The 22,491-nt window shown below is 70.8% G+C and carries 17 protein-coding genes and 2 pseudogenes; 5 read left to right on the top strand and 14 right to left on the bottom strand.

Annotated features, from left to right (window positions below):
- Positions 1–60: 60 nt before the first annotated feature.
- On the bottom strand, positions 61–360 hold the full coding sequence (locus IEZ15_RS08475) for a Rossmann-fold NAD(P)-binding domain-containing protein (protein ID WP_189275496.1): 300 nt from the start codon (positions 358–360) through the stop codon (positions 61–63).
- A 417-nt stretch (positions 361–777) separates the two neighbouring features.
- On the opposite strand from IEZ15_RS08475, the gene IEZ15_RS08470 reads away from it, so the two are divergent.
- Positions 778–2,028, top strand: coding sequence for a sensor histidine kinase (locus IEZ15_RS08470; RefSeq protein WP_189275495.1), 1,251 nt, complete (start codon positions 778–780; stop codon positions 2,026–2,028).
- Positions 2,029–2,031: 3 nt separating this feature from the next.
- Here the strand turns inward: IEZ15_RS08470 and IEZ15_RS08465 are convergent, their stop codons facing one another.
- Both IEZ15_RS08465 and IEZ15_RS08460 read right to left on the bottom strand, forming a co-directional pair.
- A complete protein-coding gene (locus IEZ15_RS08465; RefSeq protein WP_189275934.1) occupies positions 2,032–2,697 on the bottom strand; it encodes a response regulator in 666 nt (221 codons plus the stop codon).
- Between the two features lie 200 nt (positions 2,698–2,897).
- A complete protein-coding gene (locus IEZ15_RS08460) occupies positions 2,898–3,119 on the bottom strand; it encodes a hypothetical protein (RefSeq protein WP_189275493.1) in 222 nt (73 codons plus the stop codon).
- A 255-nt stretch (positions 3,120–3,374) separates the two neighbouring features.
- Here IEZ15_RS08460 and IEZ15_RS08455 point away from each other — a divergent pair, with 255 nt between their 5' ends.
- Positions 3,375–3,551 (top strand): hypothetical protein, encoded by a 177-nt coding sequence (locus tag IEZ15_RS08455; protein WP_157987183.1) that lies wholly within the window; start codon positions 3,375–3,377, stop codon positions 3,549–3,551.
- A gap of 455 nt (positions 3,552–4,006) precedes the next feature.
- Here IEZ15_RS08455 and IEZ15_RS08450 read toward each other — a convergent pair whose 3' ends face one another.
- The 5 genes and pseudogenes from IEZ15_RS08450 to IEZ15_RS08430 form a co-directional block, all read right to left on the bottom strand.
- Positions 4,007–5,428, bottom strand: a complete 1,422-nt coding sequence (locus tag IEZ15_RS08450) for a TIGR02679 family protein (RefSeq protein WP_189275976.1) — start codon at positions 5,426–5,428, stop codon at positions 4,007–4,009.
- Positions 5,425–9,648, bottom strand: a complete 4,224-nt coding sequence (locus IEZ15_RS08445; RefSeq protein ID WP_189275491.1) for a TIGR02680 family protein — start codon at positions 9,646–9,648, stop codon at positions 5,425–5,427. The genes IEZ15_RS08450 and IEZ15_RS08445 overlap by 4 nt, the downstream gene beginning before the upstream one ends.
- A gap of 8 nt (positions 9,649–9,656) precedes the next feature.
- The gene (locus IEZ15_RS08440) at positions 9,657–10,907 is read right to left on the bottom strand and encodes a TIGR02678 family protein (protein WP_189275489.1); all 1,251 of its coding nucleotides are present in this window, start codon (positions 10,905–10,907) and stop codon (positions 9,657–9,659) included.
- Positions 10,904–12,436, bottom strand: coding sequence for a TIGR02677 family protein (locus IEZ15_RS08435; RefSeq protein WP_373302524.1), 1,533 nt, complete (start codon positions 12,434–12,436; stop codon positions 10,904–10,906). Before IEZ15_RS08435 ends, IEZ15_RS08440 begins: the two co-directional genes overlap by 4 nt.
- Before the next feature lie 502 nt (positions 12,437–12,938).
- Positions 12,939–13,268, bottom strand: a pseudogene (locus IEZ15_RS08430) (DEAD/DEAH box helicase); the annotation flags it as partial.
- Between the two features lie 22 nt (positions 13,269–13,290).
- On the opposite strand from IEZ15_RS08430, the gene IEZ15_RS44535 reads away from it, so the two are divergent.
- Positions 13,291–13,845, top strand: a complete 555-nt coding sequence (locus tag IEZ15_RS44535; protein ID WP_373302523.1) for a sigma factor-like helix-turn-helix DNA-binding protein — start codon at positions 13,291–13,293, stop codon at positions 13,843–13,845.
- A 6-nt stretch (positions 13,846–13,851) separates the two neighbouring features.
- Here IEZ15_RS44535 and IEZ15_RS08425 read toward each other — a convergent pair whose 3' ends face one another.
- The 6 genes from IEZ15_RS08425 to IEZ15_RS08400 form a co-directional block, all read right to left on the bottom strand.
- Positions 13,852–14,781 (bottom strand): hypothetical protein, encoded by a 930-nt coding sequence (locus tag IEZ15_RS08425; protein WP_189275484.1) that lies wholly within the window; start codon positions 14,779–14,781, stop codon positions 13,852–13,854.
- A 31-nt stretch (positions 14,782–14,812) separates the two neighbouring features.
- Positions 14,813–15,961, bottom strand: coding sequence for an AAA family ATPase (locus IEZ15_RS08420; RefSeq protein ID WP_189275482.1), 1,149 nt, complete (start codon positions 15,959–15,961; stop codon positions 14,813–14,815).
- 2 nt (positions 15,962–15,963) lie between these two features.
- A complete protein-coding gene (locus tag IEZ15_RS08415) occupies positions 15,964–17,217 on the bottom strand; it encodes a DUF262 domain-containing protein (RefSeq protein ID WP_189275480.1) in 1,254 nt (417 codons plus the stop codon).
- A gap of 58 nt (positions 17,218–17,275) precedes the next feature.
- Positions 17,276–18,154 (bottom strand): hypothetical protein, encoded by an 879-nt coding sequence (locus IEZ15_RS08410; protein WP_189275478.1) that lies wholly within the window; start codon positions 18,152–18,154, stop codon positions 17,276–17,278.
- Between the two features lie 227 nt (positions 18,155–18,381).
- Complete coding sequence (locus IEZ15_RS08405; protein ID WP_189275476.1) at positions 18,382–18,801, bottom strand: ankyrin repeat domain-containing protein; 420 nt, start codon at positions 18,799–18,801, stop codon at positions 18,382–18,384.
- A gap of 21 nt (positions 18,802–18,822) precedes the next feature.
- Positions 18,823–19,179, bottom strand: coding sequence for a hypothetical protein (locus IEZ15_RS08400; RefSeq protein WP_189275474.1), 357 nt, complete (start codon positions 19,177–19,179; stop codon positions 18,823–18,825).
- Between the two features lie 443 nt (positions 19,180–19,622).
- On the opposite strand from IEZ15_RS08400, the pseudogene IEZ15_RS46700 reads away from it, so the two are divergent.
- Positions 19,623–19,877: pseudogene (locus IEZ15_RS46700) on the top strand (hypothetical protein); the annotation flags it as partial.
- Between the two features lie 328 nt (positions 19,878–20,205).
- Positions 20,206–22,449: a plasmid pRiA4b ORF-3 family protein gene (locus IEZ15_RS08395; RefSeq protein WP_189275472.1), complete on the top strand. Its 2,244-nt coding sequence runs from the start codon at positions 20,206–20,208 to the stop codon at positions 22,447–22,449.
- The last annotated feature ends 42 nt before the right edge of the window (positions 22,450–22,491 follow it).

The following is a 22,491-nucleotide window of genomic DNA, read 5'->3' as shown; positions in this document are numbered from 1 at the left end:
GGACCGCGGATTACCGCCCGGGCCCGGCAAGTCCGGTGGGTGACGGCGGTGGCGCCGCCGTCAATGAGGAGATGGGTGCCGGTGATGACCCCGGCGGCAAGCGCTGAGCAGGAACTCCGCCGCAGCGGGAATGTCCTCCGGCGTGCTCAGGCGCGTCACGGGGGAGATTTCGCTCACGATCCGCATCGCCGCGCCTGTCGCGCCGTTGAGTTCGCCCTGACCCATCGGCGTGGAGATGATGCCGGGGCCGGCGGTGTTGATGCCGGCCCCACGCTGCCCCCAGGTCCGGCCGACGCCCTGGATGCGCAGATGGCCGGCGAGCTCGGCGCAGACATGGGCCGCGCCACTGCACGTCGTCACTCATCGCTCAGCACTTCCGATCCTGGATTTCCAAAGGTGCGGGGGATACCGCGGCCCCGCCGGGGTGCATGCAACGGGGCCGCGGCGCATACCGGCCCCCGTCCCCACGGGCATCGGTACGCCGTCCGGCTCTGTCGCCGCACGTGACATGGGCCGGACGCTCAGCGGCGCCGCCCGCCCCATGAAACTCAGGGCCGGCCGCACGCACGACCCCGCGCCGCTGGGAGTGTGCGCCGTCACCGTCGACGGCGCCGACATGTACCGGCGACCGGTCTCGGGGGAGGGGCCGGTCGCCGGTGATCACCATGCTGGCCCGCTCAGCCGTCCATCCCTGTCAGCCGTACGTACCGTCCTGGCGCCGGTCTGTCGGTCATTCGGCCGACACCGCAATCCGGACCGGTCCCTACGCTGGTGGGCGTGGACTGGCACCTTCCGTTTACTCCGGCTGTTAAGCGCCTCATCACCGTCTGCGGTCTGCTCGCGTTCGCCCTGACATGGCTGGCGGACATCGTTCTGCTGGCTCGCAGCCCCGATCCGTTCCACACCGCCACCAACTGGCTGCCGATCCTGGTCACCGGCCCTGTCGCAACGCTCGCCGCCTTGGAGACACGCTTCTCGCCCCCGTTGCTGCGGCGCATCTGGGTGGTCGTGGTGATGTCGCTGGCACTGAGCTGCGTCAGCATCGCCGCGCCCCAGCACGGTTCATCCTGGGGCGCACTGGAAAGCGCCGGGTTGGTCGTTCTGGTCCTCCGCACCACAGCCCAGACCCCGCGCACAGCCACAGCAGCCGCCTCAGCGGCCGCCCTGAGTTTCGCCGTCCTGACGCTGCCCGTGCGCAGGGGCTCATGGTCGGCAATCGTGGGGGGCGGCTACGTCCTGACCGTCGCGCTCGCCGTAGCCATCACCCTCGGCTGTGCCATGCGCGCCCAGGAAGCCCGCCGCCGCCGGGCCATCACCGATGTCCGGCAGGCCGAGCGTCTGGCGCTCGCCCGCGACCTGCACGACCTGATCGCCCACCACATGACCGGCATCATCGTCCAGGCCCACGCCGCGACGGCCGTCTACCCCACCGCGCCCGACAAGGTCGAGCCGATCCTGCGGAACATCGCCCAGGCCGGGACCGAGACACTGGAGTCCATGCGCCGCCTCGTGCGCGTACTGAGAGAGGACAACCACACCGCGCTGCGCCCAGGCGATCTGCTGAGCGAACTCTCCGAGCTGACTGCGAGCCACTCCGCGCCCGCGGCCGCCGGCGCCTCACCCTGCGCCGCACGGCTGGAGGCAACCGCTGCGGCACGCACCGCCCATCTCAGCCCCGAAGTGGAGATCTCCGTCTACCGTGTCGTGCAGGAGGCGCTCACCAACATCCGCCGCCATGCCCCCGGAGCCCAGGCCGGTGTACGCCTCGACGCCGACGACACCTGGCTGTGGGTGAGGGTCACCAATACCGCCGCCCCCAAGCGCACGCCGTCCCCCGCCGGCGGACACGGCGGCTTCGGACTGATCGGCCTGCGCGAACGTATCGAAGCACTCGACGGAACCTTCCGCTCCGGCCCCCTGCCCGACGGCGGGTGGGAGGTCGAAGCAGCCTTGCCGTTGCCCACATCAGCCCCCGGCCAGGGCGCCTTTCATCCGCCCGGCACCCACCGACCGTCCGACCGGGGCTGATGCTCATCTGCCCGGCCGGACCGCCCCGTGCTCCCACGCCCACGCCGCGACCTCCACTCGGTTGCGGGCCTGCAGCTTGGCCTGGATACGGCTCAGGTAGGTCTTGACCGTCGACAGCGACAGAAACAGCTCACCGCAGATCTCCTGGTTGGTACGGCCCACCGCGACCAGGCGGACGATATCCAGCTCCCGTCCGCTCAGCCCGAAGGCCTCAGCACCGCCGGATGCTGTGCCGAGCTCGGCCTGCTCCAGTCGCTTCAGCAACCTCACCGTCACCGCCGGCGACACCAGCGCATCCCCCCGGGCAGCCGCGTGCACCGCTTCCACCAGCAATGCCGGCGTGGCGTCCTTCAGCAAGAACCCGCACGCGCCATTCCGCAGCGCGGTGCGCACATAGTCGTCCTGATCGAACGTCGTGATCACCACTACGTTCATCGGATCAGCCACCCCGGGTCCGGCCAGCTGCCGGGTCACCTCCAGTCCGTCGAGCCGAGGCATCCGGATGTCCGCCAGCACCACCTGGGGGCGCAACCGACGTGCCAGATCAACGCACTCCACACCGTCCGCGGCTTCGCCGACCACGTCGATGCCCGGCTGCGCCTCCAGAATCAGGCGGAAACCAGCCCGCACCAGCTGCTGGTCATCAGCAATCACCACGTCAATCCGCATATCGGCCACACGCCGTTCCTAGCACGGCAACTAACTATCGCTGTCATTGCGGCAGGGCGCGCTCGGGGAATGGCGACCCGGCATCGGTGACACCTCGCAGCACGAACGGGACGAGGGACATGGCGACGGAGTCCGTCCGTGCGGTCACGGCCGGCGGGGCCACGGTGCCGCTACGGACGGGGGATCCACCCGGAGGCCAGTCAGGCAGCGGCCCCGTCACCCGACTCGGCAGCGGCAGGTGGGAGCTCCTGCCGCATCCGGGTCGCGGCGTCCATCTCGGTCGGAACACCGGGCGGCAGGCTGGTGGTCACCGCGGCGTCCTGCAACCGGATCCCGAGCGCCGGCAGCGCGAGGTCGGCCACCAGGACGGCGACCTCACCGAGATGGTCAACGCGGAGGTTTGCATTCGGAGTGGAGGCCATCCTCGATGGCCTCGAAGCTCGACCGTCCCGCATCAGCATTTCTTGACCGCTGTCACCGAAAGTCGATCACCACTGGCGCGGCCTCGGCCGGGACGAGCCATACCCCATTCGCCTCACAGTGGTTGCTGTAGCGCGGACGTGGGGGTGGGCTGTCAGAGGACGCCGAGCGATAGTCGCAGGCGCCGAGGAGGCGCGCCCCTCGCCGAACGAGCGGGGTCGGCCCTCCGTCAACCCACACGAGACTTGGAGATTTCCATGACATACCGCCAGGGACAGCGCGTCGAGTACCGGGACCAGCAGAACCAGAAGCAGCAGGGCGAGATCCGGCAGACCGAGGGCAGCGGCGCGCAGACCCGCTACGCCGTCCAGAACGAGAAGACCATGCGAGAAGAGAAGATCAACGAAAGCCAGATCGAGCGAGAGCTGTCGTAACGGCTTGTCTGGACGCGGCCGCCGTTGCAAAGTGCAACGGCGGCTGTTCGCTCTCGCTCAGCAGCAAAGTCCCTCGGTTCCCGCTGATCGCGGCCGAACCACGGTGACAACGGGATGTCTGCTGTCGCCGGGGTGGGTGCGGGCACGTCCCAGCCCGTCACCCCGATGCGTGGACGCGGTCTCCCGGCGCAGGCGCCCTGCGGGCAGGCCGCAGCCGAGCTCGCCACCCACATCACCGGCAGCGGTGGCACCGCTGTCCCCCTGGCGTCCGACCTCCGCGCCCCCGAGGCCGTACGCGCCCTCTGCCTCCAGGCCCGTGTCCGGCTCGGGCCGCCGCCGGGTTCTGTTCCTCCGCAGCCGGCCGGGGCAGGGAAAGACTCAGCGGCCTGTTCCTGTGACACCTGGCAGCACCCGTGGCCGGAGACTTCCCGCCAGACCGCCGAGGAGGCCGACGCCTACCGGGTCGTACTCCACGGCAAGCTCGGTGCGGAGCGCTCGGCATTTCGCGATGCGCCTCGACGGGCCTGCTTTTCCAGGTCCGAGAGCAGATCGTCGAGCACCGCCTCCTCTTCGACACGAACTCCGTACTCGGTGAGGGCAACGGTCAAGGCCGGATCCCACGGAGTCGCGGCGGACGCGCCGGCCAACTGCTGCGGCTCCGTCACCCTGGGCACGGCCGCCCGGTAGTCGGCCGCTCCATACCGCCAAGGCCGCCACGGGGCACCGCGCCCCAGCGCCGTGGCGATGCGCACCCCACCCCAGTCGAAGTCACCGTGGTAGAGAAGTCCGGCTCCCTGCGCGGACAGGCCGCGCAGCAGAGTGAGCGCAGCCGCCGAGGGCTGTCCCTGAAGGCACACCATGGGCGGGCACGCCGGGCCGAAGGCGTCGGCAGCGGCGGACAGGACGGCCGGGTTCTCACACACGTGCACGGCTCCTGTCCCTGAGAGGACGCTGCTCGGAGCGTGGCGGGTGAGCGAACGCAGCGTCAGGACCGTGGGCTCCCCCGCCTCGGCCATCCAGTCGAGGGCCGGTGTACCTCGCAGGTTGAGGGTCAGGACGGTCGATGACACATCGTCCTTGAGCAATCCGGCCGATGCCCAGGCTTCCCGTCGCCACTCGGCACCGGAGCCGTCGGGAAAACCCGTGAGGGACCGGAGCCCCGACAGGACGAGAGCCGCAAGCGGAGTTCCCTCGTCCAGGGCATGGGCACCGGAGAGATGGCGTGCCGCGAACGTCGCACGTGACGTCGGGGGAACCGCGGGCAGCGCACGCAGCACCCGCACAGCGGCGCTCACCAGAGGGGCGGCGGCTTCCGGCGTGCGCGCGAGCCGCCGTAGGACACCGTCCCTGCGGATCCGTTCCGCCCAGTCGGCGAGCCCGGAATCCAGGGCGCCGAACGGGGCGTACGCCTCCTCCCAGGCCCGTTCCTCTCGGCCGCGTACATCCGCGTGCACGGCGACGGGTCCGGTCAGGGCCACCACCGCGGCCCCCAGGCCGTCGGGGCCGGCACCTGAGCGGCGCAGGATCGCGTCCACCGCGTCGAGGCGTACCGTCAGGGAGCGGCCCGCGCTCGGGGCACGTCCCAGAAGGCGCTCAGCGGCTCGGCGCTGAGGTTCGTCGGGGTGCGCCAGGGTGACCGCTCCGGTGAGGGGCCGGCCGCCGGCCATCCGCTGACGGACGCGTTCCAGAAGCCAGGCGAGGCCGGGGCCTCCGAGCAGCCGTCCGAGGCGTTCGGCGTCGGCCCGGCCGGTCTGTCCTTCGGTCTGCGGTGTCCCGGGCTGCTCCGCCGCAACAACGTCCGCCGGCCCCTCCCGATGCCCCGGTGCCCGAGGTCCGGGCGCTCGTACAGCAGCGGCCGGCCGAGCGGGAGGGTTCACGTCCACAGGGACTCCTGTTCTCCGACGCCCTCCGCACCAGCGGTCCGCACCGTCCCGGCGATCGGTCCCGCCGCGTCTTCGCCCTCCCGTTCGCAGCCATCGGCCTGGAGGGGAACCGCCGTCGCACGCGGGGTGACGCCTGGCTCGGTGCCGCGCCGTCGGTCGCTGCCGTCCCATTCCCAGCGGGTCACCAGGACGGCGTCGATGTCGTCGACGCGGGAGAGCTGTGCGATGGCGATGCCGGGCACTTGCGGGTAGCAGGCCCATTCCCGTTCGCTGGTCATGACGACGTCGAGGTCGAAGGCACGCAGCAGGCCGAGACACTTGGCGCGGGAATCGTCGTCCACTCCGGCAAACGCCTCGTCCAGGGTGACCAGCCGGGGGGCGTGCGCGCCGCCCGCGCTCGCGTAGTGGGAGGACGCGGCGGCGAAGAGGGGCACGGACGCCGCCAGGACGCGTTCGCCGCCGGAGGCGGGCCCGGTGGCGGGCACCCACTTGCCGTGCTGGTGCCGTTCGACGCCGAACTCGTGCCAGGCCCGGTAGTCGAGGGCGGCGGTGAGGTCCTCCTGCCAACTGCCCGTGCTGTCGTCGGCCTGGCGGCGAGCGATCTGCTCCTGGAGAAACACGCCGACTGCGGCCCTGTCCTGCGGCGACCAGGCGTCGGCCGACTGGCGCAGCCGTTCCCGGGCCTGAGCCAGCCCCTGCGGGGCCCGGCGGGAGGCCCGCCACACCAGGCGCAGCTTCATTCCGGTCGAGGTCGGGCGCTCCTCCAGTTCCTGGTTCATGGCGCGCACCTGGCGTTCGGCGGCTCCGATCAGCTCCTGGAGTGTCCCGGCGACCTCGGTGATCAGATGGGTCTCCAGGATCTCGCGTTCGTGCGCCGACAGGATGCGGGTCAGTTCGGCGACCTCCGTGGCCAGGGCCTCGGCGAGTTCGGGCACGGCGCGTTGCCGGCCCTGGTAGACGATGTCGACCCGCATGCCGTCCTCGCTCGGACGGGCCGTGGCGGTGTGACCGTGCCGGGAGAGCGCGTCCTGCAGCCTGCCGAACTCCTCGCTCAGTCGCTTCTGAACGCGTTCCCAAGCCGCGTCCGAATCGTCGGTGGACGAGAGCCGGGACTCGATGGCACGGGCGAGGCTCACGGCAGGGGTCGCCGCCCACGTGCCGCCGCCGTGATCCGGTACGACGATGTCGGGGAGGGCGACGGCGAGCAGCCCGGTCGAGACGAACCGCTGGAGCGCCGCGACGGCGCGCTCACGCGCGGCCGTGGCGTCCGTGACGTCCTCGTTGAGCCGCTCGATGCGTCCCTCGGCATGGCTCGCCCGCCGGTCCGCGTCGCGAATGTCCGCCTGTGCTCGCTGCTGCTCACTCTCACAGACTCGGGCGGCACCAGCGGTCTCCTCCAGCCGCCGCTGGAGCTCGGCGACGGCCGCTCCGACGGTGGAACGGAGAGTCCGCAGGTGTTCGTCCGCCGAGGCGGCGCGACGTGCCGCTTCCGTGGTGCGCTCGGTGAGTTCGGAGACAAGGAGTTCGGCCCGGCCGGTCTCGGCCTGATCCCCGGTGACCGCGTGCTCGGCGTCCGCGCGCTCACGCAGGGCCGGCCACAGCGCCGCGAGGTGGGCGGTGTGATCGGCGAGCGCCTGGTGCACGGAGGCCAGCCCCTCCCGGTCGGTGGGGAGGTTCATGGCGGCCGCCGTCTCGCTGAGTTCGGTCGCCGTATGGTCGGCCTCGTCGGCCGCCCTGTCCAGTTCGGCAGCCCGCTCCCGCTGCCGGGCACGGGCCCGTTGGAGCGCGTCGGCCGCGGCGGTGACCCGTGCGTGCGCGTGGCGCAGGTCGTCGTCGCCGGGTACGGCCGCGAGCTCGGCGTCGAGCTCCTCACGGCGCCCAGTCACCGCGCGCAGCGCCTCGGCCAGCTGCTCCCTCTCCGCTTCCAACGCCTCCCGCTCGACGTGCAGTTCGCCGATCCGGGTGCGGCGCGCCTGTTCCCGCGCTCCTTCCCCCACATACTGGGCGCTGTCCTTGGCCCAGCTTCCGGTCAACGCACCGACGCGGAAGCGCCCGTCCGTGGCGACCCATGTGCGGTTGCCGCCCGTCTCCCGGACGTCCTGCGCCGGCCCATCACTGTTCTTGCCGGCCAGCCCGATCGAGGCCAGCAGGCGCCGGACCGGCTGTTCCCCCACGGCGGCGGCCCCCACGTCCGCGTGGTTGACCGCCGGACACAGCACATGGTCGAGACCTCCGTCGCCGGGCAGGTCCAAGGGGTCGAGGAGCACGTCGTGCCCGTCCGCCGCCACCGCGGAACCGTCCGGCCGCACCCAGGCGTCGAGGAGCCCCGACGCCTCCAGCGCAGCCTCCAGTCCCGCGCGTTCGGCCTCGGTGACGTGCGGGCGGAAGTCGACGAGCCGCCACAGCGGGGCCCCGAGGCCTCGTGCCCGGGCATCGGGGGTGCGGGTGTACGGAGCAGACGGACCTCGCTGCCCGCCCGTTTCGAGCGCGGTCAGTTCCTGTGCCACGAGCCGCTGCCGCTCTGCCGTCGCCGCCTCGCGATGGGCCAGGGCGGCAGCCTGGTCGGCCAGGTGGGAGGCGACGGCACGGTGGGTTCCGGTCGCGGCGACACGTGCCGGGTGAGGACCGTCCAGGCCACTCACCCACCCCTGCACCGCGTCGAGGACCCCCGGCAGTCCGGCCACCCGCAACTCCACACACCCGGACAGGTGTTCCCGCACGGCCTCGACGAGCACGCGCCCGGCTTCCTCGACGCCTTCCTCCGCCTCGGTCAGCAGCTCCCCGCTGTGCACGGCTTCCTCATCGGCCTCGTCGGCGCGCAGTCGGACGGCCCTGCGTGTCTCCTCGGCACGCTCGGCCCGCGCGGCGAGGTCCTCCACATGCCCGACGGCACGCCGTCTGCTCGCCGTCGCCTCGTCCGCCGCGCGGCGCAGCGCCGCTGCGGGGGCTCCCTCGGTCCGCGGGCCGTCGAGCCGGGCCGCCGCGGCACTGTCGGCCACACGGCCCAGGATGTCGTCCAGTGTCTCCCGCGCGGCGGTGAGCCGGTTCGTCGCGGTGGCGAGCCTGCCCAGGGCCCGGGTGTGTGCCTGGGACGCCGTCTGCCGGTCCGCCTCGGAGCGCGTCAGGTCCGCCGCCGTACGGGAGGCGTCGGCCGCCGCCTGGTCGAGTGCGCGTGCGTCGCGCATCTCGGGCCCGGTCCGCAGGGCCGCGTCCTGCGCGCTCAACCGCGCCGCGCGCTCGTCGAGCGACGCCGCCCGCTCCTGGGCTTCCGCCCGGTCTGTCACGGCCTGTTCGCGATCGCCCTGTGCCTTGAGGAGCTCCCGCTGGATGTGCTCGTAGCGGGCGTGTTCGGTGCGGGGCAGGCGGGCCCGGCGCCGGGAGGCGATGCGGGCGTAGCGCCGGTAGTGGTCGAGGAACCCCGACGAGGCCGCTTCGGCCTCGCGCGCCGCCCGCAGTTCCTCCTTCTCCTCGTCCAGCGACCGGAAGGCCTCCGCCGCGTCGGCGACGACCGCCTGGTCCATCGGCGCCAGCGCCTCCGTCAGCGCCCGGGACAGGGCGGCTTCGTTGGGGCGCTTGGACAACTGGGGCTGGCGCAGCTGGATGAGGAGGTCGACGAGCGCGCCGTAGCGCCGCTCCCCCAGCCCGAAGAGAGCTTCGTCGACCGCTCGGCGATACGTCTTCGCGGTGTCGTACACCATGCCGCGGCTACCGACGGCCTCCGCGAGCCGGTCCCGGGACAGAGCCGTACCGGTCGCGTCGAGCAGGTCGAGTCCGGCGCCGATCCGCTGGTCGGTCACGGCGAACCAGTGGCGGGCGATGCCGCGTCCGGCGACGGCCTTCAGTCCGCAGAGCAGCGTACGGAAATGAGGCTCGCCCGTGGTCTCGTCGAGTCGTCCGAACTCGATCCAGGTGTAACCGAGCCGTTCCGGATGCGGGTGCTCACCGCCGAGCAGCAGGTTCCACTCCATCCGCTTGCCGGGGTCACCGTCCGGTTCGACCCGGCGGGCGGAGAGATCCCCGTCCAGCAGGAACGGCAGGGTGAGGGCGAGCACCTTCGACTTGCCGGTGCCGTTGTTGCCTCGCAGCAGCAGCCGGCCGTCGCGGAACCAGAACTCCTCGACGTCGTAGTGGAACAGGTCGACGAGCCCGATACGCAGGGGCCGCCACCGGCCGGGAGCGGGGCTGGGGAGAACGGGGGCCGGGAGCGCGGTCAAGGCGCGATTCACCTTTCTTTCTTCACGATCGTGTCCGATGACGTGGCAGGGTGCCGACGGGCCGGCCCGGGTTCTCTGACGACGGCCTCGCCGACCGCGTACCGCGCGAGGGCCGGTCGCGGCACGACACCCCGTTCGGTGCGCTCAGCGAGCCCCAGCGCTTCCAGCTTCGCCAGGGCCTGCTCCACGAGTACGGGCTCGGCGCCCGGCTCTCTGGCCGACTTGGCCCAGAAGCTGCCGTGCTCCGCGGCGAGTTCACGCACCCGCAGCGCCAGCTCCGCCGGTGTGACGGGCCGGTCTGCCCCCGCCAGGTGCTGGGCGAGCAGCAGGGTGACGTGCCCGTGCGTGCCCTGTTCCGGCATGCGTACGTCGGTGAGGTCGTCCAGCGGATCGACCATGGCGATGCCTTCGGCGCGCACCTCGGCCACCAGTCCGGTCAGCTCGCCGATCCGCGCGGTGATGAAGCCGCGCTGCCGGGTGAGGTAGGCCAGTTCGTCGTCCGTGAGGTCGTCGTAGTAGAGCACCGGGTCGTCGAGGAGGCGGCGCGTCAGCTTCCAGCGGATCGCACGGAACCTCAGTTCGTCGCTGTCGAGGGCGGTCTGCGCCGTCATCTCCACCAGCCGCTCCTCGAAGTCCTCGGTTTCGACGAGGGAGGGGCCGCGCAGGGACGCCGGCATCCCGGCCAGCACACGCCGCCGTACGTCGTACAGCACGTCCCCGGATCCGCTGACGTACGCCTCCTCGTCGCCCGCCACCCTCCGCAGCACCCCTGCCCGCAGCAGCAGTCGTACGACGGCCGCGAGGTCGAGGCGCTCGTCGCGCCGTTCCAGGGTGAACGTGATCCCGGCGGCGACGAGTTCGGGATCAGCGGCGGCCAGCACGACCTGTTCGGCGAGCCGGCCGAGCGCCACCTGGGCCTCGCCCCGCTCCAGCGCGGCCAGCGTCAGGCAGAGCAGGACGTAGCGGCGGCGGGTGAAGGGCAGGGCGGTCCGGGCGGCCTCGCGGGCGGGATGCGTGGCGTCGGTGAGGGTGCCCGGCGTCTTGCGCAGTCGCGCGGCGTCGGCGTCCGTGCGCAGCGTCCAGCCGGCGTTGCGCTCGAACCACTCGCGCAGTTCGGCGGTGTGCCGTCGCACCAGCCGGAACTCGTCGGCTTGCGGCCCGTCGGCGGTGAGCAGCGGCTCCTTCAGCAGGGCGCGCGCGGCGCGCTGGAGATCGGCCTCGCGCTGGCCGTCGAGGATCTCGGCGAGCGGGCCGGTCACAGACCCTCCTCCGAGCCCGCGACCGGCCCGGCCCCGACCGGGGCGGGCACGGCCCCGACGGGCGGACCGAACCAAACCTCCTCCGTGAGGTCGATGATGTCGATCAGATGGTCGGGCCCGCTGAACACCCCGTCGGGTGTGCGCACTTCGGCCGTCGAACCGTCGTCGAGTGCGGTCAGCCGGATCTCCATGGAGCCGTCCCCGCTGGTGGCCACGGTGGTCGTCGTCTCCGGCCGCCAGGTGGCGAGGGCGTCGCCGAGCAGCCGCAGGAACAACCGAAAGGCGACCGGATCGAGTTCCCCCAGCCGGGACAGCCGCACCGGCCCGCCCGTCGCGAGCCGCTCCCGGGCCTCTTTGATCTCCCCCGCCTGCCGGGCGGCGATCTCGGCGAGCCTGCGCTTCGCCTCCCCCCGGTCGGCCACCCGGCGCGGCTTGCCACGCCGCTCGTAGCTGCCGGTACGGCGCAGCTGAGGGCTGATCCGCAGCGGTCGCGACTCGGCCCACGGCGTCGAGGCCGGCTCGGGCGCGGCCGTCCGCTCGGCGAGGGTGTCGCCGTCGACGGTGAGATGCCGGGACGGATACAGCCCGAACGCCACCCGCCACAGCCGGTGCCGCGCCTCGTCGTCCGGCGCCTGGGCGAACCACCGGGCCAGCGTGCGGAAGTCGGCCGAACGGTCGGAACGTCCGGCCCGCCGCTCGTTCAACTGCCTTACGACGGCGAGGAGCTGCGGAATCGACCCGAGCGCGCGCCCCCGCAGCAGCCGGGCCTGCGACTCCCGCCCCTCCCCCGACACGAACCACTGCGCGAGCCCCGACCACCGGCCCGCCCACCGCTCGTACGCCACCGCCTCCGCATGCTCGGCGTCCTCGGGAGAGGCGTCGGCAGCCTCCCGAGCGGCGGCAAGCCGCAACAGCGGCCCCACCCGCCCCTGATCCTCCAACTCCCCGATCAGCAGCGCGATCCGCCCGCCGAGGGTGATCAGGTCCTGGATGAACCGCTCCAGGTACTGGATCAGCCGGTCCTTGTACGCGAGGAACGCCTCGACCTCGATGTCGTGCAGATCAATGGTGCGCTGGAGCGACCCCATGAAGGCACGGGCGTTGTCGGCAAGGTCGGCGAAGCGCGCGGTCAGCACGGACAGGGCGACGTGAGCCTTCGCCGGATCCGGCTCATCCTCCGCCACGATCACCAGGAGCGCCCGCAACTGCGTGACGATGTCGTGCAGCGCGACCGCCTGAAGCTCCCCGCGCCGCCCCAGCACCTCGTCGTACGTCCCCAGCGCCGCCTCGGCCGCCTCACCGGCCCGCGTGAGCTGGTAGATGAACCGCCTGCGGTAGAAGTCCTCGACCGCCGTCACCCGCGCGTGGTCCGGATCGGCCCGCAGATTCCCCCAGGTGACGAGGCTGTCGAGCGCCTTCACCACCGGCTCGACGTCGGCGGGCCGGCTCCCCGCGTCCAGGGCGGCGTACACGTCTTCCGGCCGCAGGTGCACGGCGAACCGCTCCTTGGCGACGAGGAAGGCACGCATCACCTGGCGGTAGAGGGGAGCGTTGGGGACGGTGAGGTGGGCGAAGGGGGTGTAGTCGGCGGGGCCTGGGATCTGGGAAGTCATCGTCGGCCCATTGTCCCGGATGTGTGCCCGTACCCGGGCGTGACGTCCAATTTTCGAGCGGCCGGGCCGTCTCCTCGTCCAGTTGGGCGGCCAGCAGGGCGCGCAGGGAGAAGTCGTAGGCCCGGTTGGCGACGAAGCCCGCGCGGTGGGCGGCGTCCTGCACGGAGTCGTTGAACAAGAGGGTGCCCCGCTCCGGTCCGGGGGCCAGCTCGCCGCCGGTGAACAGCTGGGTGACGGAGGCGGCGGCCAGCGGCGCGAGGCCGCGGCCGAGGAAGCGTATGGAGTTGCCGGTGGCGCAGTCGACGGGGCAGACATCGCTGAGCGGGTGGCCCGGTCGCACCTTGCCGGTGGCCGCGCCGAGCCGTCGCATCAGCATGGCCACGTCCGTGCCCTGGGCGCCGTCGTAGGTGTGAAACTCATCGACCACGACGTAGGCGAGGGCTTCGTCCTGCCAGAGCGGTACGTCCTCGGCCCGCTGGAGCAGCAGGTCCAGCATCTTGTAGTTGGTGATGAGGATGTCGGGCCGCCCGCCGCGGATGCGCGCCCGGTCCGTCTCCACGTACGCGTAGCCGGTGGCCGGCTCATCGCCGATGTAGAGAGCTGCGGACACCTGGGCGAGGCGCGGGTCCTTCAGTTGGTCGTTGAGGCGCTGGGCCTGGTCGGTGGCGAGCGCGTTCATCGGGTACAGCAGGATCGCCTTGACGCCGTCCTGGCCGGCCGCCCGCGCGCGTCGGCAGTGGTCGAGCACGGGCACCAGGAAGGACTCCGTCTTGCCCGATCCGGTGCCGCGCCTTATCAGCCGGCCCACGGACTCCCTGGACCGCGAGATCGGCGACGGCACGCATCTGGGCGAACTGGTCGCGACACTCCACCTGGCGCCGACGCCGGAGGAGGTGCTCCACCCCAAGTACTCGCTGCAGCGGGTGGAGGAGTTGCTGGCGCGCGCCGACCTCGCCGAGCGCGAGGCCGATGTGATGCGGCGGCGCAGCGAGCTGGTGGACGGCGAGCGTCACACGCTGGACGAGATCGGCAAGGAGTACGGCGTCACGCGGGAGCGCATCCGGCAGCTGGAGACCCTGGCCCGGGACCGGTTGAAGACGGTGCTGGCGGGTGGGGTGCCGGAGCCGCGCGGGAAGCGGAGGCGCAGGCGGAAGCCCGAGCCGGGTGTGCCGGAGGCGGCTCCTGCCGTGCCCGCACCGGTCCCGGAAGTGGCAGCTCCGGTCCCGGAAGTGGCGTCCCCGGTCCCGGAAACGACTCCTCCGGTTCCCCCGGCGCCCAAGGTGAAGGGGCCATGCATGCCGGAGAGGCAGGAGGCGCTGTTCTGAGAAGGGTCAGAGGTCCGGCCGGATCTTGCCGCCGACGTGTGCGATGCGGATCTTGCCTTCCTCCCCGATGGGACGGAGGTGGATACGGCCGGCTCCCGGGGTGAAGCGGGCGTGGAGGTGGAATGTCTCCCACTCCCCGTCGTCCTCGAACCGGCACACCCGCTTGCGCGTCTCGCCCTCCGGAGTCACCTTGCTCTGCCATTCCGGCTCATGCATCGTGGCCGGGTCCCATGCGGCGGCTGCGGCGTCCAGCCGCTCCAGGCAGCGCCGTACGGGCACGACCCAGCGCGGGTCGAGGTCGCTCAGCTGGGCTTCGGTGCGGGGCAGGAACTGGAGGCTCGGGTACAGGTCGGCCTTGCGTTCCCAGATCTGGCGCCCCGTGGCTGCCCTGGCCAGGCTCGACTCCCGGATCCAGCCGAGGTGTTCGTCGACGTGCGGCGGGGCCGAGATGTGCCGGACGTCGACACAGTCGCGCTCGAACTCCAAGGAGCCGTCGTCGAGTTCGACGAGTTCGCTGCGTTCGACACTGACTGCCGGCGTCTGCCACTCGTGGGCCACCGGAAGGCTGACCGCGATGCCGTCCATGAAGTGCGCGGCGCCCAGGGCCAGGGCTTCCTCGCCCTCGTGGCGGTATTCGAGATTACCGTCGGCGTCCGGTGCCGGGTAGACGCTGCGGACCGGGGATCTGTTCCGCAGGCTCAGGAGACGCTGCCAGCGGACGTGGTTCTTCGGGCTGGCTCCGATCCACTTGCCGATCGGGTATCCCTCGGCGATTTCCAGCGACTTGAGTTCGACCTCGCTGACCAGCGAGGTATCGCCCGGATGCTCCTTGGCGACGGCGCGCACCGCGTCGACGAGGTCGGCCATGGCCGCATCGGCGCGGTCCGGGTCGCAGGTGGTGGCACAGGACTTCTCGTTCAGGAATAACAGAGGCACGCGTTCCCCCTCGGTTTGCGGTGACTCCTCGTCAGTCCAGCAACTGATCCAGCGAGTTCTCCCATTCATCAAAGAACCCTTCGGGCCACTGGGCGAGCATGCCGTCCTCGTCGACGCGGGGGCTGATGACCTCGGCGCCCGAGCCGTTGCCCCGGAAGAAGTGGATGACGGCGTCGTCCGGCCGCAGGTCCCCTCGTTTGACGGCAAGGCGGACGCCGTTGAGGACGTGGTCGCTGTGGGTCTCGACCACCAGTTGCGCCCCGGTGGCGGCGGCCGCGGAGATCAGGGCCGCCATCCTGGTCTGCCCCTTGGGGTGCAGGTGGGCTTCGGGGTTCTCCAGCAGGATCAGACTCTCGGGCGTCGTGGTGAGACAGGCGACCACGATCGGCAGGGCGTACGTGAGACCGAAGCCGACGTTGGTGGGCCGACGGCGGCGGGTGGCATTGATCCCGGCGGTTCCACCGAAGCCGTAGGAGAGACGGACAAAGTCGGTGCCCTCGATGGCGGTGGCCTGGAGGTTCACGCCGGGGCAGAGTTCCTGCATCCAGGCGACGGTCTGGTCGAGGAGCTGAGGAGAGGTCGCATTCGGGTGACGGAGCGGGCCGTCGGGAACCTCGCGCTCGGCGTTGTATCGCAGGTAGTTGACGGTGTGTTCGCCGCGTACACCGAGAAAGCCGCGGTCGATGGCGACCTGACGGGAGCGCGGGTATGTGACGGCGGGGGTGATGCGGTCGGCATGGAGGTACTGAAAGGGCAGGCTCAGGAACCCTCGCCACCCGGGGAAGTCGTAGGCCTCCATCACATCCTCGTCGGGCTGCTGAAGGTCGTAACGGGCGATGAACCGGCCGACGTTTCCATCGTCGAATTCATCATCCACTTCGTCATCGACCACGAAGCCCACCACAGGTGCGTCGGTTGCGAGCAAGTCGTCCGCAGAGCCGAAATCGTCATGCAGCACGTCTCGTGCTGTGCCCACTTCGACCAGCTCGCCGTTGAGCAGCAGGCCCTCTTCAGGAGAAGTCGACCGATCAGGTCCGAACGACTGGCGCAACAGGGCCAGCGCCTGTAAAACGCTGCTCTTGCCTGACGAGTTCAGGCCGGTGAGGAGAGTCAGCGGTCCCATCGGGAGTTCGAGGCGGCGGAACGCCTTGAAGTTGACCAGGGTGAGTTGGGTGATCACTGTCAGGCGTCTCCGTGTTCGAGGAGGTCTTCGAAGAGTTCCTGCACGGCTTCGAACCGCTTCCGTACCTTCTTGGGGTCGCCGGTGGCCACGGAGATGGACCGTTCGAACTCCGTGTCCTCCATGAGGTCCGCGAAGGCTTCCGGCGCGTCCAGCTGCCTCAGCATGTCGTGCTGGAACGGGGCAAGCCCGGCCAGGTTCACCGCGATGGTCTCGAACAGGGCCTTGTTGATGGGGGACTTGCGCTGCTGGCCCGAGCGGTACTTGCGGAAGGCATGGACGCCGAAGATCGCCTGGGCCACGGTCATGGCGCTGGTGAAATCGTTCCGCAGCCGCACCTCGTCCTCGTGACCGAAGCGGTTGATGAGGTGCATGGCATCCGCCAGGAAACCGTCGAAGTCACCGTTGCGGTATCCGTCCGGAGGAGTCAGCCGGAAAGCCAGGAAACGAAGGACCATCTCGCGGTCGGCCATCCGGTCCCCGACCACGCTGTACCCGGTGGCGCTGCGGAACTCCTCGGACTCGGCGAGCTCCGCGAGGAAGGTCCTGGAGCGGCCCGGGATCAGCGCGTGCCGGATCTCCTGTCGGGTGAGGGGTTCGCCGCCGGTGTTGATGCGGGCGAAGACGTTGAACATGACCGGCTCGGGGGTGCCGCGCCGGATGACATGGACAACGACCTCGGTCTCGCGCAACCGGATCTGGAGCTTGCCGGAGAGGTCGTGGAAGCCCGCCCCCGCGAAGTTGCGCAGGTACTCCAGGCCCTTCAACTTCAACGGAGCGGCATCCACCGTCTCGGCGTCGAAGAAGCGAGCGATAGAGGTCAGGCGCTGAATACCATCCACGATGGCCCAGCTGCCATCCTTCTGCTCGGCGGCGTAGAAGGACGGGATGGGAATGCGCAGAAGCAGCGACTCGATCAGACGGCTCTGCTTCTCATCCGTCCAGATGCCGGCCCGGCGCTGGAAGTCGGGCGCGAGGTCGATCATCTCGTTGCGGAGCCGGGAGATCAGCAGGTCGACCGTGGTCGTGCGGGTCTCGATGTCGATGTGCTCGGGGTCGAAGGGCGAGGTGATCTGGTCGACGCCCTCATCGGTGACTTCCCGCTCGACGTCGGTGGGCTGCCCGTCGGAAGCGGTCTCCCGGCCGAAGAGCTCGTCCAGGGTGACGAGGTACTCCCCCGGCGTCTCCTGGTACCGCTCATAGACCGACCGCCGGTCCCGTGTGCGCCCCTGGCTGCTGTCCTCCAGCGCGGCCATGTCGTCCGTCGCCCTCGCCCTCGTGTCGTGCCGGGTCGCTCTGTCCGTCCTGGCCTCCTCACCCTACCGGCCGTGATCCCGCGGTGACGGCTGAACGATCAGCGCAGTGGGGGCAAGGCGGGGAGGGGGACGGTGCCGATCGACTCGGCTCATCACCCGCCGCCTCGGGTTCCCCGGCGGTGGACGAACGGCCGGTGAGAAGCTCTCCGCCCCGGTTCAGGAATTCGCGAAGGGGTGTGCAGGTCGTGGCGACACCGGCCAGGCCCGCAGCCGCCAGCAGGCCCGATACTTCTCCCCCACCCGGGAGCAGGAACGCCCCGGCGAGAAGCCCCGCGGCCACCGCGATCCTGCCCGCACCGGCCAGCAACCGGCTCCTCAGCGGCTCGGTCGGGGAACCCGCCCCTTCGCGTTCCGGGGCGTTCGCGAGGAGCCGGGGGTCGACGATGACCAGGCTGTCCCGCCGGGCACGGGCGCGGCAGCTGTGCCGGAGTACGTCGGCGACGAGCCGGGACAGGTCACGCTCGGCGGCGGAACGGTCCGCTCCCTCACCGAGGAGGTAGCGCTGGTTGCCATCGGCGAGTGCCGCGATCAGGCGTTCCGTGGTTTCCCGCACGCTCTCGCGAACAGCGGGCGGCATCGTGCGGGTTCCGTGCCGGGCATGGGCGCGCAGAACGTTGCAGAGGCGCCGGAACTGCTTGCCGTGGGCATCGAGCGCGGGGTCCTGCGTACCGCGCCGGGCCGGGATGAGCAGCGCTTCCAGGAAGCGGATCGCCTCCACCGTGACGGCACCGGCCGGGTCGGAGACCGTGGTGGCCCGATCGTCGGCAGCCATGAGCACGATGGAGACACTGCCGAACCCGGTGACGGCGGCGAACATCCAGAACGGCATGCCTTCTTCGGCCCGGGCGAACGAAGTCGCCCACCAGAGGGGGAGCACGGCGAGCAGGAGGGGCTGTCGAGCTGATCAGGCCCGATGTCGGAGCCACGGAGGTCGACGGTGTACTGGGCGGCGTCCCCGGTACGGGCCGCCCGACCGATGCGCTGCCAGCGGGGCTGCTTACAGCGCCAGCAGCTACCAATCCCAGCCGGGGTTGACGAAACAAATAGGGGCACCCCCAGCAGCACTCGGCAAACCGGAGGTGCCGGCCGTGCGGTGGGGACGGTTCAAGCGGTGAGGTTGCGCAGCCGGTCCAGGACAGCTTGCCGCTCCTCGGTGTCGTCGCTCCAGCCCTGTGCCCAGTCGAGCGCCGAGCCGCCCCCCGACTCCCGAAGGTGCGGGTCGGCTCCATGACGTAGCAGCAGCTCGACAAGGGGCAGGTTCGCTTTGGTAGCGGCTGCGGCGAGTGGTAGTCCGCTGCGCCATCCCCGGGATTCGGCGTTGGGCAAGGCCCCGGCCGCCAGGAGCAGCTCGGCGCAGCGGTTTTCACCTTGGGCGGCGGCAAGGTAGAGCGGTGTGGCTCCGTCAGGGTCGCGGGTGTCGGGATCGGCCCCTTGGGCGAGGAGTCGCTGGAGAAGTCCGACGTGTCCGTCACCGGCAGCCGCGGCAAGCCGCTTCGGCAGCTTCTTACGCTTTCTGTTGTTCACGTGTCTCCACGGACGCGGGGCCTACCGCCTGGAGCTGCGGAAGGTGCAGTGGTGCGCCCGGTGCCCCTTTCCGTACTTCTTGCTGATCTGGGCTTGTACATCTCGCTGGGCGCTCTTTTCGGCCTCCGACTTGCTCTTTCCCTTTCCGGTGCCCTTGAGCTGCTTCTTGCCGTGGTCGCCGCTTCCGATCTTCTCGACACCACAGACGGCGGTGGAGTACCACGTCTTGGGCTTGGCCATGGTGGCATCGGAGGCTTCGGCGGTTCCGGTGAGGGCGAGCAGAGCGCATGCCGCTGCTGCGGTCCAGCACGCGATGGACTTCTTCACCATGCCTCGCTTCGGGTCGGTGGGGTGGGCGTGGTGGCGCCCAGCGGACACGGTGGCATGCGCTGAGGATGGGATTGGGTGGCCGTTCAAGGCTGGAGTTGAGGTGCGGAACGGTTCTTCGCCCGTTGTTACGGGGGTGGGCGGCTTTTACGGGGCGTGATGGTTTCACACGTTCGCGTGAGGTGAAGCCAGGGGGTCGTTCGCATTACCTCGGGCTGAAGGCCCGCCGCAGATGCCGCGGCCATCTTTCCTGGCCGGTGGGACTGCCGTGACAGCGGCGTGGGGCCGAACAGAGACGTGGTTGCAGGCGCACGCCCCCACGTCGCGCGCGAGGCTCCGACCGCCCACGACCTGCGAGCAGTTGGACCGTGTGCCGAGCAGGTCGTCGGCTGCCCCCTGCCGGACGAGCTGAAAGCGCTGTGGCTGCTGCACGACGGTGCCTATGAGATGCCAGGACACCTGACGACGTTTCAGGCTACGGTCGGGCGCCAGGAGATGCTGGCCTCGCCTCCCGCCGCTGGACCACTGCCGAGCTCGAGGAGTTCGGCCGCCGCCATGCCCGTGGGCGCTTCGAGCGCGAGGATCTGCAGTCGAACCTCACGGGCGCCGAGTGAACCGACGACGAAGCCTTCGCCGCCTATGGGCTCGATGACGCCACCATCACCGCTCTCCGCGCCTGGGCCGTGGAGTGGGCCGACGTCCTCGCGACCCGAACCCTCGAAGAGTCCGATGATCCGGACATCGACTGATCGAATCCGGACGAGACCGCATCTACAAGCTGCCGACGAGACCGATCAGCTCCAAGAGCTCTCGGTCACCTGGACGGGCTACGAAACCCGGCATCACGCTGCGTCTGTACACGCTGAGGGCTGCGACAGCCGTGGCCGGTAGGGCCATGTGCTCCCGAGCGCCTGCGCTGCCCGCGAATGGTCGCAAGGACGCAGGATATCCACTGCGCGCGACGGCGGGGCCGTGTGTGCCCAAGGACGGTAGCCGCCGCAACCGGGTTTGAGCCGGGCACACGGACAGCGCCATGATGGGGCCGTTCGAGTGGCCCCGGAGCGGTGGGAGCAGCAGATGTGGCGAGACGGGAAGACAGCCCCGTCCGATCTCCAGTTGAAGATCGTGCTGCACGGTACGAGACCGCCCCTGTGGCGGCGCCTTGTGCTGCCGTCCGACACGTCACTCGGGACGCTGCACGACGCCATCCAGGTCGCCTTCGGATGGCACGGTGGCCATCTGCACCTCTTCACCGACGAGTTCGGCCGGGGGTACGGCGACACGGCCCGACTCACCGACATCGATCTCGGCTTCGGCCGCGGGGTCGGCGACGAGGACGCCACCGCGCTCGGCGACGTGCTGGCCGAGGAGGGAGCACGGCTGCGCTACGTCTACGACTTCGGCGACGACTGGGAGCACGGGATCACGCTGGAGAAGACACTGCCCCGCCCGGACGGCGCGAAGCGGACGGTGCGCTGCGTCGGCGGGCGTCGTGCCGATGTACCGGCCGAGGACATCGGCGGCGTGTGGGGGCTGGCCGAGGTGCTGGAGTTCCTCGACACCCCGGACGGGGCCGGGGATGGCCCGTACGGTGAGCTCGTTGCCGAACTGCGGGCGGCCGGTTACGAGCCGTCGGCCTTCGACCGGGACGGGATCACCGCGCGGCTGGCCCGGTTGACGCCGGACACGGTGTCCGGCAGTGCGAAGCCGTCGGCCGGTGATCGGGCCGGGCGCGGCGGTGTCCGTCGGCTGACCGCCGAGGACGTGGCGTTGTGTACCTGCGGGCAGTGCGGGGTGGGCGATGCGGTCGATGCCGGAGTCGACGGACCGGCCGAGGATATGCCTGTGCTGCGCCCGGTGACCCTGGCACCGCAGGAGGACCTTGTCGCTGCCGTGCGGGGTGTTCCGCTCTTCGACGCGGCGCTGCGGCTCGCCGCCTGGTGCCGCGAGGGACGGCAGGTCACCGCCGGCCGGGTGCTGCGGCCCGCGCTCGCCCGTGAGGCTGTCGAGGAGCTCCGGCTGTGGAAGCTGGCCGGCGACGACTCGCCGTATGCCGATGCCGTCGCGCGGGCTCGTGCGTTGAAATCGCTGCGCAGCGCCAAGGACGTTTCCGTTCTCGATGATCCGTGGTGGCTCGCCGTGGATGGCGGGTTGATCACGATCAGCGGGGGCCGCGCATGGGGTGGCACGGCAACCGACTTCACCGGTGAGGACCTTCCGGAATTCTGGGCCGCCACTATGGGCGATCTACTGGAGGAGATCGGTGAGACGGGGGTGCTGGACGGGTGGCACGGTGAACTGGGCGAGCTGACGGCCGAGATCGCCGACTCACTGGTCGGCCTGCTGTACGACGCCCCGGACGACGCCTGGGTGGATGTCGACGACCTGCGTGCGAAGGCCCGCGAGGTGGGCGAGAACGGGCCGGAGTTCGATCTCTTCCAGGCGCTGTTCGCGGCGTCCTTCAGCGAGCTCGGGGAAAGGCTCGCCCTGCTGGGTGCGGTGGACTACGAGCCCGGTGACGGCGGCGATTCGGCCGAGGAGAATCTGCGCACACTCCTGAACTCCATGGTCGGACAGGAGCTGGGCGGCGGTTCAGGAACCTCGGCGGCGGCGTCGGATCGGTCGTGGGACGACAAGCGCGGGCACCGCATGCGGCTCACCCAGCTCGGCCGCTACGGGCTCCGCGCCTATCTGATGGAGTGCGGTGTGCCCGCGCCCCTGCTCGGTGAGTACGCCGAAGCCGACGCCGGCGCTCTGCTCCAGGGGCTCCTGGGCTACTCCCCCGAGGAGATGCGCCGGGAGGTCGAAGGGTGGCTGGCACACCGTACGGCGGCGGATGCCGCGGTAGGGCTGCTCGACGCATGCGCGGGAGACGGCTCCGAGGCAGCGGCGAAGCGTGCCGTGGCCCAACTGGTGCTGGCCGACCTCCACGACCCCCGGGCACGGCGCGTGCTGCGCAAGGCAGCGGACTCCGACATCGAGGGATGCCGCCAGGTGGCCACCGCGACCCTGGGCGCACACCCTGGGGCAGAAGCACACATGGACCCGGCGCGGGCGGAGGAGGCCGGATTGTGGCTGCTCGTCGACGGACTGTCGATCCTCGCCAGTGCTCAGGAGAGCGAGGAGCTGACCCAGGGCTTCCTGGAGAACTGGAACACGGCGCCGGAGGCGCTCGAACAGCGGGTGGACGAGCTGTGGCGAGTGCAGCACCCAGCCACCCCCCTGGTGCTCGCCGAACTGGGTGAGGGCCTGCGCGGCGTCGACAAGCGGCTGGCCAAACGCATGCGTACCGCAGCGAACAAGGCCCACTCCCGCAGGTGACAGCAGGGTCGGAACCTGCTGGTGGACGAAGGAGCGGTGAAG

Origin of the sequence: Streptomyces atratus (assembly GCF_014648655.1) — a bacterium.
Lineage (GTDB): Bacteria > Actinomycetota > Actinomycetes > Streptomycetales > Streptomycetaceae > Streptomyces > Streptomyces atratus.
The sequence above is the reverse complement of the archived record's forward strand: the minus strand, read 5'-3'. Positions and strand labels throughout refer to the sequence as shown.